The 16,994-nt window shown below is 69.5% G+C and carries 10 protein-coding genes and 5 pseudogenes; 6 read left to right on the top strand and 9 right to left on the bottom strand.

Annotated features, from left to right (window positions below):
• The first annotated feature begins 226 nt into the window (after positions 1–226).
• Together IPN47_10570 and IPN47_10565 are read left to right on the top strand one after the other, a co-directional pair.
• Positions 227–439 carry a hypothetical protein gene (locus IPN47_10570; GenBank protein MBK9408467.1) on the top strand — a complete coding sequence of 71 codons (213 nt, stop codon included), beginning with the start codon at positions 227–229 and terminating at the stop codon, positions 437–439.
• Between the two features lie 15 nt (positions 440–454).
• Positions 455–982, top strand: a pseudogene (locus IPN47_10565) (hypothetical protein).
• Positions 983–2,623: 1,641 nt separating this feature from the next.
• Here IPN47_10565 and paaB read toward each other — a convergent pair.
• Both paaB and paaA read right to left on the bottom strand, forming a co-directional pair.
• Positions 2,624–3,094: pseudogene (paaB, locus tag IPN47_10560) on the bottom strand (1,2-phenylacetyl-CoA epoxidase subunit B).
• A gap of 264 nt (positions 3,095–3,358) precedes the next feature.
• Positions 3,359–4,006: pseudogene (paaA, locus tag IPN47_10555) on the bottom strand (1,2-phenylacetyl-CoA epoxidase subunit A).
• A 398-nt stretch (positions 4,007–4,404) separates the two neighbouring features.
• Here paaA and IPN47_10550 point away from each other — a divergent pair.
• From IPN47_10550 to IPN47_10540, 3 genes are all read left to right on the top strand, one after another.
• Positions 4,405–4,860 carry a hypothetical protein gene (locus IPN47_10550; GenBank protein MBK9408466.1) on the top strand — a complete coding sequence of 152 codons (456 nt, stop codon included), beginning with the start codon at positions 4,405–4,407 and terminating at the stop codon, positions 4,858–4,860.
• A gap of 18 nt (positions 4,861–4,878) precedes the next feature.
• Positions 4,879–5,172, top strand: coding sequence for a hypothetical protein (locus IPN47_10545; protein MBK9408465.1), 294 nt, complete (start codon positions 4,879–4,881; stop codon positions 5,170–5,172).
• A gap of 970 nt (positions 5,173–6,142) precedes the next feature.
• Positions 6,143–6,403: a hypothetical protein gene (locus IPN47_10540; GenBank protein MBK9408464.1), complete on the top strand. Its 261-nt coding sequence runs from the start codon at positions 6,143–6,145 to the stop codon at positions 6,401–6,403.
• Between the two features lie 133 nt (positions 6,404–6,536).
• On the opposite strand, the pseudogene IPN47_10535 reads toward IPN47_10540, so the two are convergent.
• The 6 genes and pseudogenes from IPN47_10535 to IPN47_10510 form a co-directional block, all read right to left on the bottom strand.
• Positions 6,537–7,723: pseudogene (locus IPN47_10535) on the bottom strand (homogentisate 1,2-dioxygenase).
• 82 nt (positions 7,724–7,805) lie between these two features.
• Positions 7,806–8,941, bottom strand: a pseudogene (gene hppD / locus IPN47_10530) (4-hydroxyphenylpyruvate dioxygenase).
• Between the two features lie 119 nt (positions 8,942–9,060).
• Entirely contained in the window at positions 9,061–11,871 is a 2,811-nt protein-coding gene (locus IPN47_10525) for an HD domain-containing protein (GenBank protein ID MBK9408463.1), read from the bottom strand.
• Complete coding sequence (locus IPN47_10520; protein ID MBK9408462.1) at positions 11,829–12,167, bottom strand: hypothetical protein; 339 nt, start codon at positions 12,165–12,167, stop codon at positions 11,829–11,831. Before IPN47_10520 ends, IPN47_10525 begins: the two co-directional genes overlap by 43 nt.
• Positions 12,168–12,262: 95 nt before the next feature.
• Positions 12,263–12,574, bottom strand: a complete 312-nt coding sequence (locus IPN47_10515; GenBank protein ID MBK9408461.1) for a hypothetical protein — start codon at positions 12,572–12,574, stop codon at positions 12,263–12,265.
• A 221-nt stretch (positions 12,575–12,795) separates the two neighbouring features.
• The gene (locus IPN47_10510; protein MBK9408460.1) at positions 12,796–13,077 is read right to left on the bottom strand and encodes a hypothetical protein; all 282 of its coding nucleotides are present in this window, start codon (positions 13,075–13,077) and stop codon (positions 12,796–12,798) included.
• Between the two features lie 605 nt (positions 13,078–13,682).
• On the opposite strand from IPN47_10510, the gene IPN47_10505 reads away from it, so the two are divergent.
• Positions 13,683–13,982 (top strand): protein kinase, encoded by a 300-nt coding sequence (locus IPN47_10505; GenBank protein MBK9408459.1) that lies wholly within the window; start codon positions 13,683–13,685, stop codon positions 13,980–13,982.
• A 912-nt stretch (positions 13,983–14,894) separates the two neighbouring features.
• Here IPN47_10505 and IPN47_10500 read toward each other — a convergent pair.
• The gene (locus IPN47_10500; GenBank protein MBK9408458.1) at positions 14,895–15,191 is read right to left on the bottom strand and encodes a hypothetical protein; all 297 of its coding nucleotides are present in this window, start codon (positions 15,189–15,191) and stop codon (positions 14,895–14,897) included.
• Positions 15,192–16,994: the final 1,803 nt, after the last annotated feature.

Here is a 16,994-nt window from a genome sequence, read left to right as displayed (position 1 = left end):
GATCCGGCAACGGAGCGAAGCTCAATAACACCGGGACGATGCGGTGGCGCACCGCCATGATTCTGCGCCCCCATCGTCGTGCCCGGATGCCGGGTGGCTTCGGCAAGGACGTTGCGGCGATCCGTGGCATTCGCTGAGCGCCGAAGTGGTGTGGGCGCACGCAGTTGGCAACAGGTGGCGATTCCGTCCAACGCCGCAGACGCCGTGGGGCTCCTGCGCGCCAGCGATGCGTTCGCCCAACCCCACGATCTTCTTCGAGCATCGTTCGCTGTTGATGACCAGCGATGGCAGCGCCGTTATCCCGGCGACGACTTCGCTCGTCCCGCTGGGGTCAGCAAGACGATTGCGCACGGGTGGCGACGTCACCGCCGTCAACTGGGGGGCGATCGCGCATCGGTGCGTCGACGCGCTGGCGATGACCGACGCCTCGGTCAACTGATCGACCTGCGCTCCCATCGCGCCCTGGGACAAGGCGCGTGTCGAGTCAGTGCGCAAGGCGGGACGCTGCCTCATCGTGCATGAGGACACGCGGACCGTCGGCTTCGGCGCGGGAAATCCGAACCGTGCTCGCGCAGGCCTTCCTGGTTCCTCGACTTGCCGGTCGAGCGCCGCAATAGTCGGCGACGTCCCGATGCCGTATCATCCGAACCTGCTCGACGCCGTGCTCCCCTCCGCGACGACGATCGCCGATCGCATCGAGCAGCTCGTGCGCCAGGGCGACGTGTCGCGCGCTTCGCGCGAATGCGTAGGCGCCGTGTCGCGCCTCTCGCGCTGCTGTAGGCGCCGTGTCACGCGCCTCTCTCTCGCCGCGAAGGCAACGTACCGCGCCTCACGTCGTCATCGCACCGCGTGTGGCGCCAGGGGCGCCGTCGTCCTCCCCTGCTCCACCACACACGCGCCCCAGGTATCGCCGAAACTCCGGCTTGGTCCCGAAGTGCAGCAGCATCCCCGACCTCCGCCTGCGAACAGCGCATGCGGTTGAGGAGGCGAACGCGATCGGCATCGAGCAGCTCGCCGCTGGCGCGCACCGCGACGACGCCCTTGCCGTCCACGGCAGCAGGTCGGCCGCGTACGTCGATCTTGCGTCCCTTCCAGAAGACGCCTAACGGCATCCTGTTCGGCCTGCACGCCGCGCGCGGGGCTCCGGGATGAGCGCCCGCAGGTAGACGGCCCTCCCGCAAAGAAGCCGTGGCCAAGCTCACGATGCACGGCAAAGAAGGCGGCCCGGAGGCGCCCGGTGGTGTGCTCGTGCGCAGGGCGTCCCCTGCGGACGTTCGTCGGCGACGAGCAGCTGGCACGTTCAGGTCGAGGGGGCGAGTTGGGGACGGGGACGGGGACGGTCATCGGAAGTGTCTCTTTCGCGGTGGGAGTCGCGAACATGGTGTGCCGTACCGACCGGATGCCTCTATGCCGAAACGACGCGTCAGGTGTCGTTCGATTGCACCGCCATGGATCGCTCGCGCCGCCGACGGCGGCGGCGGCGCGCCGCGGATCGGATCGCCTTGAAGTGCTCGAACGGCTGGTGGCGGGCGTTGCGGCTGTGGAGCGCTTGCACGCCGCCATTCGAGCCAAAGTCACTGCCGTCACGGTGTCGCGCGAGCCGCAGAGGGACGCCGGCGACGCCGCGCAGTCATCGGGGGGACGGTGGCGACTCCTCGGCCTTTCCGGGCGGGGCGATCCCGTAGCGCCGCGGCTACTCGCGCGTCTCCTCGCTCATCAATCGGTCGTCAGGCGGGCGAGAAGATGTTCTGTACGCGCGCGAGTCCGCGCGCCCGGCCAGCGCCGGTCACCTGGCTTGCTCGATCTCGTGCATCGCCGGATAACCGGAGTAGGTCGGTCGTGAGTGTCGACGACCACCGCGCTCAAGTCCTCTCGCACATCGCGCACGATCCCCAACTCGACGACGCTCAGGACCGGGATTTCGGGATCCCTTCACCTCGTCGAGCATCGCCCAGATCTCGTCGCGCGAGGGGCGAGGGCTACCGCTTGGCCCCGGTTGGCTGCGCGCCACGATCTGCATCTCGGCGAGGAGGTGCCCCCGGGTGTTCGGTGTCTTCCCGACGCGCCCACCGCGCGCCTAAGCCCGTCGGCGGGGACGGTGAAGCGTGGCGGGTGTTCGCCGCATCGGACCTGTGCACTCACGCGTCGCGCACCGACGCCGGGTCGACCTGCGAGTCCTGCGCGGCGAGAGCGCTACTCCACCTCGTCGCCGACGAAGGGCTCGGCGGTGTGGCGCGGCGTGGTCCGAAGCGCACGGTGCACCCGGCGGTGGCGCTCTCTCTGGTGCCGTCGCCCACGATGATCCACTCGCCGCTGTGGGCGCACGTGGTAGCGCGTTTCTTCGAACGCGTTGGCGGCGATCGGCCAGCTCCGTGTGCACGCAGCGCTGGGCTTCTCGGGTGCGAAGAGCGCCTGCGTCGAGAAGAAGAACTGGCGCACGATCGTGTCGCCGAGTCGCCGTTCAGCGTCTCGCACAGCAGCGCGTTACGGAAGTCGACCGCCTCGCGGAAGTAGGCCAGCGCATCCTGGTCGCGCCCTTCCCCTCTCCACCTGCCCCGCGAGCTGCAAGAACAGGTTCGCCCTGCCCGATCAAAGGTCAGGCGCGATGTTGGAAAGCGCGATGTCACTCCTCGAGGATCGGCCCGTACCCGCACCATTCGGAGACGCGATGCCCGAGGACCAGTCGGTCGTCCCCGGGCGTAGGAGATGTTCGAAAGTTCCTGCTTCGTCTGGTGATCCATTGTTCCGTGCCTCGTCGTCGTCTGCTCGTCGGGTCGTCTTCTGCCGTTCGGAAGACGCGCGCCTCTCGGCGGCTCTTGAAGAACTGCGGGTGCCGGTACGCCTTGTCGTTGGCCGGGTCGAAGAATCGCCCCACATCCTCGGGGTCGACGCGGTGATCCGACGCTCAGGACGAGCCCAGATCGAGATCGCCTCATTGCGGCGCGCGCAGGCGTCGCGGGCGGCTTCTGCAACGCCTGCTCGGCGCTCCGTCGCATGCGCGCTCCCCGCGTGCTGATGCGCACCCCGCCTCCTCCTGCGTGAACACTTCCCACAGCAGCCACTGCGTGTCGGGGCCCGTGGGGGCCGTCCCGATCGTCGCGCTCGTCGTCGTCCCTGTCCTCGTGCCTGGTCGTGAACCGGTCGTTAGGCCGCCACCGGGCGGCGCTGCGTCGCGCTGCTTGGCGGCGTAGGCCTCGGCCTCCCTCCACGCGCCCTCGTCATCGTGCGCCTGACGACGCCTCGGGCGTTCGCGGTTGCAGGGCCGTCTCCTTCACCACCGCCCGAACTCGCTCCAGTCGATCGCCGAACTGCCAATCGCCCGTCCGCTCGTCATGGCGCATGTCGGGGTCGAGGAAGGTCAGGCCGATGCCTGAGCCTGCGGGATCCTCAGGTTCACGAAGCGTTGGCGCAGGTCGTCGTTGGACTTCCGCTTGACCCCCGCTTCATGGAGCTCCGCCGAAGTTGGGCGAGGTCCTTGTCGCTCGGCCCGAACGTCATCAGGGCCTGCCACCAGCGGTTGAGCGCGTCCTCCACCATCGCCTTCTGCTCCGGCGTCCCCGCCGCCAGCGTAGCACGAATCTCGTAGCCCTGGCGCTCTGTGGAAATTCTCTTCGCCTGCAGATGCGGATCGCCCGCGCATGCGGCCCGTACGACGCCTTGGCGACATCATCTGGTTCACGATCGCCGCCCGGTCCACCAGCCAGCCGATGATCCCGATGTCGGCCCAGGACGGGGGTGGGATAGTTGAAGATCGACGAGGTACTTCGCCGTCCCGTTGTGCAGCTGCTCGATCAACTCGCGGCGGTCGATGCCGAGGCGTCTCCGTGCCGCAGTAGATGTACAGCCCATTCCCCCCCTCGTCCTGCACCTTGGCGATGAGCGTCATCTTGCGGCGCAGCGACGGCGCACGCGTGATCCAGTTCCCCTCGGGGGTGTGCCGACCACCTTCGGAGTGCGCGTGCTGCGACATCATCCGGATGAGCTGCTGCCGATAACGCGGCGGCATCAATCCTCAGGCTCGATCACGCCCCTTCGGCGATGCGCGCCTCGAAGGCAGCCAGTCGCTCGGCGTCGTCGGTCGGCGTGGGCACGGTCTGCGTCATGGGCGAAGTCTCCGGCGTGTCGCATGGGGCGGGACGATCGCGGCCTCGGTCCCCAGGTCGGCCCGGCCGTGCCGCGATACGCTACAAGTATCTCCGCATCTCCAACCAGCGCAAAAGTCTTGCGCCGGCCCGACGTTCGTATTAGGACCGATAAAGTCCCTATCGGCAAGATCCTTCCCGCGACCGCCGTCGCCGCCGGTCGAGCGCGACTAGCTTATCGCCGTCCCGCCGGCAGTGTGCGCGCCGATTCCACGGCGCCTGCGACCGATGCTCGGCTCGCCCCCTTCCTCGCCCTCGCGCCATGACCGCCCCCTCACCGCTCGATGCCGGCACCGTCAGCCACAACGTGGCGCACGGCATCGCGACCGTCACCTTCGCCCACCCCAAGGGGAACTCGCTCCCCGGCGCCACGCTGCGCGAGCTCGCCGCGACGTTCGACGCCCTGGCCCCGCGCGCCGACGTGCGGGTGATCGTGCTGCGCAGCGAGGGGCACGGACCGTTCTGCGCCGGTGCCTCGTTCGACGCACTGCAGCATCGCCGATACGCGCCAGGGAGACCTTCTTTCCGGCTTTGCGCACGTGATCCTCGCGATGCGTCGCTGCCCGCAGTTCGTGATCGCGCGCGCATCCACGGCAAGGGCCGTCGGCGGCGGCGTGGGGCTGGCGGCGGCCGCCCACTCGGCATTGCGGTGCGCAGCGCCTCGGTTCGCCTGAGCGAGCTGGCCGTCGGCATCGGCCCGTTGTCGTCGGGCCGGTGATCGAGCACAAGATCGGGCATGGGCACTATGGCGATGTCGGTGGACTACGACTGGCGGGACGCGGCGTGGGCGGAGCGCACCGGACTCTATGCCCGCGTGGCGGAGACGCCAGCCGAACTGGATGCGCTGGTGTCGGCGCTGGCCGGAGAAGCTCGCCGCGGCCAACCCGGGGCGGTGAAGGAGATGAAGCCCGTCTTCTGGCGCGGCACCGAGGAGTGGGACACGCTGCTCTACCAGCGGGCCGCCACCTCCGGCTCCCTCATCCTGACGGAGCCGGCGCGGGCCGCGCTGGCGGCAATGGCGAAAGCGTAGCGCGCGGACGAGGGGACGCAGCGCGCCCCGTACCGCATCGTCCTCCCCGCAAATGTCACGGTGGCGTGTCGCGTGCGTCGCGGGCAGACGCCCGCGCTCAGGCAACTTCCGCGCGACTCGCGCCGCTCCTCTCGCTTGCCGTCCATGAACCGTCGCTCCCCCACCGCGCGGCGAACGAGGGCGCGCATCGTGGGAGCCTGCTGGAGCGTCGCACCGGCGATGTGGACGACCTGGTGCACGACGACGCGGGGGGCGTGCAGTTGCACCTCACGGACGGCACGCGGCTCGCCGCCGACCGGGTGATCGTCGCGCTGGGGAACTTCGCCCCGCCAATCCCCGGTCCCGGGAGCGGGCGTTCTACAGCGGTCGCTACGTGCGTGACCCGTGGCGCGAGGGCACTGACACGATCCCCTTCGATGCCCCGGTCGCCCTCGTCGGGACGGGGCTCACGATGCTGGACGTCGCCGTCGAGCTCTCCGCGCGCGGTCGCACCGCTCCGCTGCACGCCATCTCGCGTCGCGGCCTTGTCCCCCTGTCGCACCGCCCGCACGGGGCCCCCCCGTCGTACGGACACCTTCCACCCGAGGTTGATCGCCTGCGCCGACGGCGGTCGCCTACCTCCGCGCCATTCGCCGCCACGTGCGCCAGATTGCCACGGACGGCATCGATTGGCGCGAGGTCGTCGCTTCGCTGCGCCCGTGACGCCGCGTCTCTGGGAGACGCTCTCTCCGAGGAGCGCCGTCGCTTCTGCGCCACGCGCCCGTACTGGGACGTCCATCGCCACCGTGTCGCCCCGAGCTGCACCAGGTGTTCGAGGCGTTGCGCGCGTCCGGCGGATTGCGGCTGTCGGCGGCGCGCGCTTCGCCCCCGCCGCCGCGGGCGCGACGGGTGGCGATCCGGCGCCGCGGTACCGACTCGGCCGAGACGCTGCGCGTGGCGATGGTCATCAACTGCACGGGGCCGAGGCGACGTGCGCGCAGTCGGCGAGCCGCTGCTCGACGCCCTGCTCGCGCGCGGAACGGTACGGTCCGACGCGTCGGGCCTGGGCCTCGACGTTGCACCGGACGGTCGACCGCGGCGCGCCGACGGCACGCCGAACCCGCATCTCTGGCTCGCCGGCCCGCTCCTCAAGGGCGCCTACTGGGAAGCCACCGCCGTCCCGGAACTGCGCGTACACGCCGCACGCGCCGCGAAGCACGCCATGGCATCGCTCGCGCACGTGACACCGTAGCGCGCACCACGAGCGCGCCCCGGTGGCGCGCAGCGTCGGCGCTCACCGCTCGGTGGACAAACGAAGACGGGAAGACGCATGAGGGCGGCCCCTCTCGTCTTCCCGTCTTTCCCTTCTCGGGGCCCCCTGGTCGCTACGAGGTCGGCGGCGCGAAGGCCGAGTGCTGCTGATCCAGCCAGCTCTGGTGGTACTTCGGATCCTCGATGGCCATCGCCGCCTTGCCACCTTGGCGGGCGGAACGAGTCCATCATCACCGCCAGCTCATTGGTGTACTTGGCGCCGATCGATGCCTCGGTCCGTCCGGGGTGCGGACCGTGCGGCAGTCCATCCGGGTGATGCGTGATGGATCCGTACTCGATCCCCTTGCGGCTCATGAACTCGCTCGACGCATAGAACAGCACTTCGTCGGAGTCGACGTTCGAATGGTTGTACGGGGCGGGGATTGCCTCGGGATCGAAGTCGTACGGCCGGGGGCAGAACGAGCAGATCACGAAGCCATCGCCCTGGAACGTCTGGTGCACCGGGGCGGCTGGTGGATGCGCCCGACGATCGGCTCAAATCGTGGATGTTGAAGGCCCACGGGTAGAAGTAACCGTCCCACCCCACGACGTCGAACGGATGATGGTCGAGGACCAGTTCGTTGAGGGCGTCGTACTGCTTCACGAGGATCGGGAAGTCGCCGCGCTCGTCGTGCGGCTGCAACGTCGTCGGGCGGCGGATGTCGCGCTCGCAGAACGGGGCCCCCTCGATGAACTGCCCCACGTCGTTGAGGTAGCGCCGCGGAAAGCGCACGTGCCCTCGGCTTTCCATCACCAGGAACTTCTGCGCCACACCGGCGTCGAGGCGCCAGCGGAAGGTGATGTTGCGATGCAGCACGACATAGTCGCCCGCCTTGTACGGCAGGTCGCCAAACACCGACTCCAGCGTCCCCGTCCCCTCGACGACGTACACCACCTCGTCTGCCTGCGAGTTGCGATAGCAGTGCGCGTCGTTGACGTCGGGTTCGACGTAGTACATCGCGATGTCGCTGTTGAACAGTAACGGGATGCGGTCGAGCGTCGGGCTCCCGCCCTTCTTGGCCCGCGCCGTGAGGAAGTGCCGGTGCCGGAGCGACGTCTCCTCGTCGGCCTCGAGGCGCACATCCGCCACCTTGCGCGCCGACTTCACCGTCGTCGGCGGATGGATGTGATACAGGAGTGCCGACGTCCCCGTGAACCCCTCGTGCCCCATCAGTTCCTCGGCGTACAGCCCGCCGTCGGGGCGCCGGAAGACGATGTGCCGCTTGCGAGGAATGTTGCCTAACTGGTGGTAGATCGGCATGGATGTGAGCCGGGTAATCAGGTTGAGGCGTCAGTGGTCTTCACTCGTCTTCCCGTCTTCTCGTCTTCCCGTCCTCAGCTTCCTAGAGGTTCCCGCGCAGCGCCTGCTCCCGCTCGATCGATTCGAAGAGGGCCTTGAAGTTCCCCTTGCCGAAGCTCTTCGCGCCGTGGCGCTCGATGAGCTCGAAGAACACGGTGGGTCGGTCCTGCACGGGCTTGGTGAAGATCTGCAGGAGATAGCCGTCGGGGTCGCGATCGACGAGGATCCCCAGCTGCGCGAGCACGTCGACCGGCTCGTCGATCTTCCCACGCGGGCCTGCAGTTCGTCGTAGTACGACGTGGGGACGGAGAGGAACTCGACGCCGCGATCGCGGAGCGCCGTCACCGTCGCCACGATGTCGTCGGTGGCCAGCGCCATGTGCTGCACGCCGGGGCCGACATAGAACTCGAGGTACTCCTCGATCTGCGACTTCTTCTTCCCCGACGCCGGCTCGTTGATCGGGAACTTGATGCGATCGTTCCCGTTGGCCATCACCTTCGACATCAGCGACGAGTACTCGGTCGAGATGTCCTTGTCGTCGAACGTCAGGAGGTTGCGGAAGCCCATCACGTCGGCGTAGAAGCCGACCCAGTGGTTCATCTTCCCCAACTCGACGTTGCCGACGCAGTGATCCACGTATTTCAGACCGACCTGCTCGCCCTGGTAGCGCGGCTGCAACGAGCGAAAGCCGGGGAGGAAGAGCCCACGATAGTTGCGGCGCTCCACGAGTGAGTGGATCGTCTCGCCGTACGTGCGGATGGCGGCGATCACCACCTCGCCGTCGTCGTCGCGCAGGACGCGCGGCTCCTGCACCACCTGCGCCCCCCCGCTCCACCGCCTTGGTGAAGGCGTCGCGCGCATCGTCCACCCACATCGCCAGGTCGCGCCGTCCCCGTGCTTGTGCACGTGCTCGGCGATGAACGCGGCCTCGGGGCTCAGGTCGGGACGGATCGCGGTCGTGAGGATGAAGCGGATCTTCCCCTGCTGCAGCACGTAGCTCGCGCGATCACGCGTGCCGGTCTCAGGGCCGCGATAGGCCACGATCTGGAAGCCGAAGGCGGCGCGGTAGTAGAGCGAGGCCTGCTTGGCGTTCCCGACGTAGAACTCGATGTAGTCGGTGCCGTTGATCGGAAAGGTGTCGTGCGCGGTCTCGGGGATCGGAGCGCTGATCGTGGCCATGACGCGGTACCGGACGAGTGTGGATGTCCCCGGGCGCGAAATCCCGGAGCGGACATGTCGCGAATCGCTGGCGCCAAGCTAACGTGCGCACCGCAACAGCGCCCGGTGGTCAGACCGGACTAACCCCTTGCCGCGTGGTCACTTAGGCGGTGAAGTCGACGAGCCAGCGGACGCCCCCGTGGACGCCCCCGCGGTTGACCCCGTGGTTGACCCCGTGGACGAGCCGCTCGACGAACCCGCCGGTAGCGCCTCGCGCGCCGGAACCCAGTACACCCCGGAGGATTGGACAGCTCCACCGTTGGACGGGTGCCGCTCACCAGCACCACCCGAAAGTCCTGCATCACCCCATGGTCGTCGTAGCGAATCGTGAGTCGCGTCGTATCGCCCCGCTGCTGGCTCGTGACCGCGCGCACGGGATGCAGTGCCGGTACGACGCCGTCGCGCAGCGCGATCCCGACTCCGTTCGTCGTGAACGAGAGCCGTCGCCCGCGATACTGCGGGTGCACGGTCACCCACTCGCCGCGCAGCGCGCCGGAGGTCGCGCTGCACCGGGCGACTCCACGCGCGACCAGAGCGCCACGAGCCCCATCAGCACCGCCACGGTCGGGAGGACGACCGCCCGTCCCCGCCGGAGCTCGGGCAACGCCTCCGGAATGACCGGCATTGCCACGGTTGTCTTCTTCCGCGGCAACTGCATGACCACGCCGAGTTCGGTCATGAAGTCGTTGAGCGGCATCGGCGTCGCGAGGTCTCCGTCCTTCACCGATCCCAATCGGACCGGAGTCCCGGCGCGCATCGGCGTGCCGCCGCGATTCGACGTGCCGCCGAGGACCGGCGTGCCGCCGAGGACCGGCGTGCCGCCCAGTGCCGGCGTGCCCGCGCGCCGCGGCGGGCCGGCGCCACGGTAGGCGCCACCCTTGATTCGGTGTCCGGCGTCGGGTCGGCCGTCGCTGCTCGCGCTGGCGCTCGTGCTCGCGCTGGCGCTCGTGCTCGCGCTGGCGCTCGTGCTCGTGGTGGCGCTCGTGCTCGTGGTGGCGCTCGCCGCGTGTGGCAGGGTCGATCGAGGCGTTGGAGACCGGCTCATAGCAGGGACGGATGAGGTTCGCGCGCGCGCGCGCCACCGAGGCGGCGAGCGAGGACGATTCGAGGGTTGTGGGGTCCGGGACGACGCCGCCCGCGCGGACCAAGTCGAGAAAGGCCGGCACCACCCGCGGATCGAGGTGACTGCCGGACGAGCGCTTGATGATCTCGCACGCCGCCGGCAGGGAGAGCCCGGCGCGATAGGGACGCTGGCTCGAGAGCGCGTCGAAGACGTCGGCGACCGCGAGAACGCGGACGAGCGGCGGAATCGCATCCCCGGCGAGGCGATCGGGGTAGCCGGTCCCATCCATGCGTTCGTGGTGCCAGCGGACGAGCGGGAGGGTATCCGCCTGTGCCTGAATGGGGGCGAGAATCTCGCACCCCACCACCGGGTGCCGCTGCATCACCACCCACTCGTCGTCGGTGAGCGGCCCCGCCTTGTCGAGGATGGCCGGCGGCACGGCGATCTTCCCGATGTCGTGCAGCAGGGCGCCGCGCTGGAGCGTGTCCAGCTCGGCGGCGGACAGTTGCATCTGGCGGCCGATCCCCACGGCCACGCGCGTCACGCGCTCCGAGTGCCCCGCCGTCCACGGCGAGTTGGCGTCGATCGCACGCGCGAACGCGGTGATCGTTCCCGCCGACAGCGCATCGAGGCGGTCGACCAGTCGCACCTGCGCCAGCGCCAGCGCCACGCGGTCGGCCATGCGCCGGGCGTCGTCGATCGTCTGGCGCTGCGACGTGATCGTTGCGGGCAGGCCCAGGGCGATGACGCCGAGCAATTCCTCGTTATGCACCAGCGGAAGGAGCAGCGTCCCCCCCTCGACCGCGATCGAGCGCCACGCCGCGAGATAGGAGGGGCGGGCGGCCCCGGGGGGGCACTCGAGTTGCCGCGGATGCGCCAACAGCTCGGCCAACTCCGCATCGGAGGGCGTCAGGCGGGTCGTGCGTGCCAGCGGGGCGGAGAGGTCGAGCGTCGTGACGTCGAGCGTCACGGGACGCGCGCCGGTGGCCACCGCGACGGCAACGCGCGTGCACCCCGGAAGCTTGCAGAATCGTCGCAGCGCCTCTTCGACCACCTGGTGCGTGTTGCGGGTGCTGAGCGCCGACTCGTCGATCGCGTCGAGGTTGCGCAGGAGCACGAGCTGCCGATCGAGCGTGTGCGCCATGGTGTTGAACGACTGCGCCACATCGGAGAACTCGTCGGTGGTGCCCACCACGACGGGCGTTCCGAAGTCTCCCGCCTGCAGTCGCTGCGTCCCCTCCTGCAATCGGGCCAACGGCTCCGTCGTGCGGCGCAGCTGGTAGTGGCTCACGAGGAAGACCAGGACCAGAACCCCAATCACAAGCAGCCGGGAGACACGCACGAACTTGTCGAGCGTGGCATACGAGATGGCGGTCGGCTGCAGGACGACGACGCGCCACTCCCGCGCGCCGAACTCGTGACGCAGGAAGACGTCGCGCGTGGCGACGAAACGCTCGCCCTCGAGCGTCGCACTGCGATCACCCAGGTCGTTCACGGCCGCACGCGAACGGGCCAGGGCCACCCCCTCCCCTGCCAGCTCGGGCGAGCAGTGAACACGCGTCAGCGAGCGCACTTCGAAGACGCAATACGACGCCTCCTCGCCGGCGATGGCCTCCTCGATTCCCGTCCACAGAATGGCCGGGCTGACGCGCGCCCAGGCCGTCGGCATGCCGGGTCGCCCCCACGGGAGTAGCGCCCGCGCGAGCAGCACGCGCGCGTCGTCGCCGTCGCCCGTGAGCACGAGGAGCGGGCGCCCCGAGCGCAGGTGCTCAGTTTCTGCGCTCGTCAGCGCGCGCACCCTCGTGCTGTCGTCGATCTCCAGCGGCACGCCCTCGGCGGCGTCGCGCCTGGCAAAGCCGTGCTGGTGAAGGCCGGCTCGATCGCGTCCCCTTCGCGACGGAGGTCGTTGCCCGCGTCGTGCGAGGCAGTGGCCAGCGCGGAGAGCGTGGAGAAGGCCAGCGACTTGGATAGGCGACTGACGCGCGCCTCCGCCATGTCGCGCAACTCGGCCCGCACGTACCGGTACGGCACGACCGCGACCACCGTCAGCGGCAACAAGGCCGCGAGCAGGTTGCTGACCAGGAAGCGCCGGCCCACGCGCGTGCGAAGGAATCCGAGCTGCACGGGGCGCCTAGTAGTTGCTGGCGAGTCCGACGAAACCGCCGTCGTTGGCAACGATTACATCGTCCCGGGACGCGGCAGCCGTGAGCGGAGCGGCGCTATTGCCGTCCTTCCCCAACGAGTAGAGATCGAAGGCGCTGTTGATGGGGACGAGGAAGCGGTCCTTGCGCGCCCCACCCGGCGGCGCCTTCCCCTTGGACGGCGGGAACTTGAGATACACGTAGGGTCGCCCCCACGGGTCGAGCATCGTATTCCGCTTGATGACCGCGAGGGAACTCGGGAGCGAGTCGGTCGACAGCAGGTCGGTGGTGATGGCCTTGAGATCCCCGATCGCCTTGGCGACGCGCGCGCTCGACGAGGTCCGAGTACTTCGGGATGGCGATACTCGCGAGAATGCCCACGATCGTCATCGCGGCGAGGAGCTCGATGAGCGTGAAGGCGGACCGCGGGTGTCGTGCTGGCCGTTTCAAGAGAGTGGGGACGCGGCCGGATCGACCGTTTGCAGGCGTACGTGCGGGGAGGCGCCGGGTGCGATCCCGTGAAGAAGGAGTCTCGGCCACCTGGTAAGGACTTGAGTCCTACCGATGACGTAACACGAAATACCGGGGACACTTTGCGACATTCACGTGCCTCAGGACCACGTGCCCGGAACCGGCCCTGCGGTCCGGTGGTACCGCAGGTGCGACTTATCGCTCGACCTCCGCCCGCGCAGGTCGATCCCCGCGACACTCAGCACGACCGCCACCACCCGCTCCACGTCCGGCGCCTCGCCCTGTCGCACCGCGATCACGCCACGTAGGCCGAAGGCCGTGAGCCCCAACCAGGCCACCCAGCACTGCGCCCGGTAGCTCACCGGGCGGTGCCAGACGGACGACCGGCGCGCGGCGGGATCGGGCGGCGCCGTGGACGGCACGTCGTCCGGGCGGTGAGGTCGATGCGGTGGGAGTTTCCATGGCGATCATGATCGAGCGGCGCGGCGCCGCGCGCCAGTCGAGCCAGCACCCCGGACGTGGCGCGCGGTCGGGACGCACGCCGGACAACCGGCCCGCCCGTCGCGCCACGCCCCCTCGCGTCATGCGACGCATCCCCGTCACCTTTCGAAGGGCTCCGTCGCGACCGCCGCTGCGGTACGTCTGGGAACGCCTCCCTCCACCCCACCTCATGACCGCTCCACGCCCCGACACCCTCGCTTTTGCCACCGCACTCGATGGGCAGTACCGCCTCGAGCGCGAGATCGGGCGCGGGGATGGGGATCGCTATCTCGCGCGACCTCAAGCTCGACCGCCCGGTCGCCATCAAGACCCTCCCGTACCATCTGGCCAGCGGCCGGTCATCCGCGAACGTTTCCTGCGTGAGCGCGCACGGCCGCCGCCCTCACCCACCCGAGCATCGTCCCGATCCATCGCGCCGACGAACTGGGCGACTTCGTCTTCTTCGTCATGGGCTACGTCGACGGCGAATCGGTCGCGCAGCGGGTGCGCCGAGCGGGTCCCTTCGCCCCGGCCGAACTGCTCCGCTTTGCTGATCGAGGTCGCGTCGGCGTTAGGCTACGCGCATGTGCGCGGCGTCGTGCATCGCGACGTGAAGGCCGAGAACGTGCTGCTCGACGCCACGGGGTCGCGGGCGATGGTCACCGACTTCGGGATCGCGCGCCTCGGCGCAGTCCGCGTCGCTCACGCAGACGGGGACCGTGCTCGGCACGGTGTTCTGCATGAGCGAACAGGTTTCGGGTGCCGACGTGGATGGCCGCAGCGACCTGTACTCCCTCGGCGTGCTGGCCTTCTTTGCGCTCACGGGGCGCTTCCCCTTCGAGAGTGAGACGCCGTCGGCGGTGCTCGTGGCGCACGTGACGCGCCAGCCTCCACCGATCCGCAGCATCGCACCGACCGTCCCGAGCCGCTCGCGGCGATCGTCGATCGCCTGCTCCTCAAGGACCGCGCGTTGCGCTATGCCGAGGCCAGCGAGGTCGTCGCGGCGCTCGCGGCCGCGGCGCCCGGACATTCCGCTCGATGCGCCGGCCGCGTCGCGCGTGGTCGTGTCGCCACGGAGGCGCACGCCATCTGGGAACGCGCGGCGCTGCTGCAGGAGAGAGATGACGGGCCAACTCACCCCGCCACCGGTGCTCGCGTCGCCTGGGGTCGCGTCGCGAACCGGTGAGCGAGACGTCGGGTACAAAGGTGGACGAGGGTGCGCATGGCAGCGCGACGCGGATCGGCGACAAGTACGTGGAGCGCGCTCGCCGAAACGTGGCGTGGGGAGCGCCGAGACACCGGGCGTGGTGCGTGAGGGGTGGCGGTGCGGCAGGTAACCCGTTGGCGGGCGCGCACCAAGCTCGAGTTCGAGGCCGTCGTCGACGGGGACTGAGCGATCTGGACCTCGAGGACGTCGCGGACGAGATCCGCCGCAGTGGGCGACGTGGGCAACGCAGTCGATCGGGCGAAGCGTCACCTGGACGTCGTACGCCAGTCCGACCGCGCAGCGCAAGTTGCAGCTCTCGGTGTCGACGCGTGCGGGGCGGACCGTCATTCGCGGTTTCGAGGACCGGTCGCGGCTCTCCGGTGGGATCTTCCGTGGCATCACCGGCGGCGTGGGCGGCAGGGTAGGCGGGTGCCTTTCCGGCATCACGATGGGCGTCACCAAGGGCGCGCTCCTGATCGCCGGCCCCTCTTCGCCGCCGTCGTCGCCGGCGCCTACGGCATGGCACGCCTGATCTTCGTCAACATGTCGCGGTCACGGGAAAAGATGCTGCGCACCGCGGTCGAGCGCGTGGCGCAGCGCGTGCGCGAGTGCATCGCCAACCGCCAGCTCCCGCGCGGCAGCGATCCGCGTCGGGCTCCGGCCGGTCGCGAAAGTGCTCGAGCGCCCCGGGTTGGCCAGCGCATCGGTGTTCTTGACCGGACGGCCGTGTATCACGTCGCGCACTGCCAACTCGGTGATCTTGCCGCTGATCGTGCGCGGGATGTCGGGGACGGCGACGATGACCTTGGGAACGTGGTGGGGCGACGTGTTGGCGCGGACCTGGCGCACGATGCGCTGACGCAGCGCGTCGTCGAGGGGCTACCCCTCGCGCAATCGGACAAACAGGACGATGCGCACCACACGATCGTTGGCCGGGCCGATCTCCTGCCCCACCACCAGGCTCTCCACGATCTCGGGAGCTGCTCCACCTGCCGATAGATCTCCGCCGTCCCGATGCGCACCGCCGGGTGAGCGTGGCGTCGCTCGCCCGGTGATGACGTACCGCCGTGCGCGGTGCGCTCGATCCAGTCGCCATGGCGCCAGGTCCCAGGGTAGGTGTCGAAGTAGGCCACGCGGTGCCGGCGCCGTCGGGGTCGTTCCAGGCGCCGGATTAACTGCTGGGGAACGGGCGCGCAGACCAGCTCTCCGGGCCCCGACGCCACGGGGCGACCATCGTCGCCGAAAAAGATCTCGACCGCCATCCCCAGCCCCGCCACCTGCAACTCGCCCCGCCACACCAGCCCTGCCGGGGTTGCCCAACACGAAGCAAAGGAGATGATGTCGGTCCCACCCGAGATGGAGCTGAGCCAGCGTCCGCCTTGATGTCGCGATACACATAGTCCAACGACGGCGAGCGCCAGCGGCGACCCCGGAGAGGATCGGTCCGCAGCGCCGACAAGTCGTGATCGCCCCGGGCCAGCCCCTCCTTCTCGGCGAGCGTGAGGTACTTCGCCGACGTCCCAAAGCGGTCAGCCGTCTCCCGCTCCGCCATGGTCCGCAGGAGCGATCGAGACGAGACGGGCGTCGGCACCAGGCGCGCATCGCGACTCGCGTCTCCCGGGTCTCCCGTCTCCCGTCTCCGCCGCAGCCGTCGCCATCGGCGCCATCGTACAGGATGACCGTCGCCCCCCACCGCCAGCGCGCTCACCAGCCAGTCCCACATCATCCACCCGCAGGTGGTGAAGTAGAACACGCGGTCGCGCGGCCCGGAGGTCGGTGTGCAGCAGGTGCTCTTTGCGGTGCTGCAGGAGCAACCCGCCGGCCCGTGCACCCTGCGCCCTTGGGGAGGCCGGTGGTGCCTGACGAGTACACAGATGTACAACGGATGATCGAACGGGAGTCGCGTGAAGTCCGCAGGGCGACCGCCGCAGGGCTCGCGCCACGCGTCGCCAGTTGCAAGCCATCCTCCACTGGAGGGCATCGCGAATGCCATCACCGATCTGGCTTCCGCGCAGGTAGGGGACGACCACCACCCGCCTGATCGCCGGGATCTGCGCCGCGATGTCGGATACGCGCGCCCGTGTGTGCCGACCGACTTGCTGGCGAAGGTAGCTGCCGAGGCCACCGGCAGCACCTGCGGCGGCAATCTGTCTGAATCGGTCGAGCAACGTGTTGACTCTGCGGCGGGAAGAGCACGACCAGATGGCGCTGAGGCTGGCTGCCGTGAGCATGGCGATGACCGCCTCGGGGATGTTGGTGGAGGAAGGCGCGCCCGGCGATCCCCGGCCCACGCCCCGCGCCCGCAGCGCCCCGGCGGCAAAATGCCAACCCGCCAGAGTCGGCGCCTTCGGCGGCTGTCATCGGCTCCCCGCCGCCTCCCCGTTCCAGGCCACCAGCGCCTCGCCGTCGTCTCGGCGCCGCAGCAACCGCTCGGCGGGGTTGAGGCGCGCCCTGTGAATTGCATGACAGCGCGGGCTGAGCACCGGATCGGGCGGCGCCGCGACTGCCGCCCGTCAGCACTGTTCCCCACGCCTCGCCATCGGGGCAGGCGCCGGCGATCATGTTTTCACCTAAGCGTCAGACGGCTCGCCAGGAAAACGCTTCGGGGGGTGCTTGACCGACCAGCGGGTGCAGCGCGTCATAGTCCAGCGC

It is taken from the genome of Gemmatimonadota bacterium (assembly GCA_016719105.1).
Taxonomy (GTDB): domain Bacteria; phylum Gemmatimonadota; class Gemmatimonadetes; order Gemmatimonadales; family Gemmatimonadaceae; genus SCN-70-22.
Note: the sequence above shows the minus strand (reverse complement) of the source record. Positions and strands in the feature narration are given on the sequence as shown.